The organism is Martelella alba, assembly GCF_005217455.1.
Taxonomy (GTDB): Bacteria; Pseudomonadota; Gammaproteobacteria; order Enterobacterales; family Enterobacteriaceae; genus Acerihabitans.
Map to the genome: position 1 here is coordinate 1 of NZ_SZPQ01000134.1, position 1,236 is coordinate 1,236.

Here is a 1,236-nt window from a genome sequence, read left to right on the forward strand (position 1 = left end):
AGGTCAAAGATCTTCTGCCGTGGAACCTCAACATCCCTGCTGAATAACTGTCAATACGGCGCTGGGCACACGCTTACACTCAAGTTAACAATCGGCTGGTAAAAAATCGCAGATAAAATTAAAGCCACTAAAGTGGCTTCATTCATCTGCTTTTACAAAGCGATTAGTCTCTCGAAAAGACACTGAAGGACTGACTGTCGCTTGCCAAGAATGACATGGGCAGTTAGTTCCTCCTGTTCTGTATCGTAGGAGTAAAGGATGCGATAACCACCCCTGGTAATACATTCACGATAACGGTCACAGCCTAATTCAAGCAAGTCAGGTGAAAACTGACAACTCTCAGGGAAAACATCAACTTTCTTTTCAAACTCATCGAGTTGTTTATTAAGTACTTCTTTTGGCTCTTCAACACTGGTCGAAAGAAAATTCAAAAGATTGCGAGCAGTGAGTTTGAACGTTTCGGTGTAAATAACACCTTTTTTTGTGTTGCTTTTAGGCATGTGCCCTCCAGTCATAGCAAGTATTAAAGACTTGCCATTAACTGGTCACGACTATACGTGCGTCCCTCGCTTTTGTCCTTTTCAGAGATAGTTAAGAGTTTCAGCAATGCGATTGCATTATCTCTTTTCAAGCGCTCTTCATACGACTCAACAACATAAGCGGGCACACCGTTTTGTGTGACCAATAATGGCTCTGCAAGATCAAGCACCGCGGCGTGCTTTTTCAGATAACTAATGGTTTCGACTCTCATAGTCTTTCCTCTTAATAAACCTCTATTTAACGAAGCAACTCATTTCATTTGAGTATCATTTAACTCCGTGCTGACGCTAAGTGGTCAACAAATCATCGGCACTTAAGCCGCTTTTAGTTCAATCATCATATTGTGACCCCATCCGCATGGGGTTACCCGAAGGTGGTCTTAATTTAGACCTAATTAAGACCAGTGTCAACCCCTTAGCATGTTTTATTTTAGTGGGCAAGTTTTTTATGGTTTTACGAAACCAAAATGTGGGGCATTCACCTTCACTACTACGAAGGTTATCAGTTAACATCTGCACGTTTTAACATCCTCTGAACACTGGTGAGGATGTGGGTAGATGCCTATGATTCCTATGACGATGAAGGGCTAAGCCCCAAATATAAAGGACCTCAATGAGCGAGGGTAATCCCCCCATTTTTAACGGAGGTGATAAGTAGAATCAGGTCATGCGCTGAATATGCTGCATTGGTGTGAAG

Annotated in this window: 2 protein-coding genes; both read right to left on the minus strand. The window is 42.3% G+C overall.

The window, feature by feature from the left end; genetic code table 11:
* Window positions 1–152: 152 nt before the first annotated feature.
* The gene (locus tag FCN80_RS26020) at window positions 153–500 is read right to left on the minus strand and encodes an addiction module toxin RelE (RefSeq protein WP_136993256.1); all 348 of its coding nucleotides are present in this window, start codon (window positions 498–500) and stop codon (window positions 153–155) included.
* 23 nt (window positions 501–523) lie between these two features.
* Window positions 524–751, minus strand: a complete 228-nt coding sequence (locus FCN80_RS26025; protein WP_004114519.1) for a type II toxin-antitoxin system Phd/YefM family antitoxin — start codon at window positions 749–751, stop codon at window positions 524–526.
* Between the last annotated feature and the right edge of the window lie 485 nt (window positions 752–1,236).

Bases quoted from the DNA above. Each gene is read 5' to 3' on its own strand.
- FCN80_RS26020 (WP_136993256.1), bottom strand. From the start codon at position 500: ATGCCTAAAAGCAACACAAAAAAAGGTGTTATTTACACCGAAACGTTC.
- FCN80_RS26025 (WP_004114519.1), bottom strand. From the start codon at position 751: ATGAGAGTCGAAACCATTAGTTATCTGAAAAAGCACGCCGCGGTGCTT.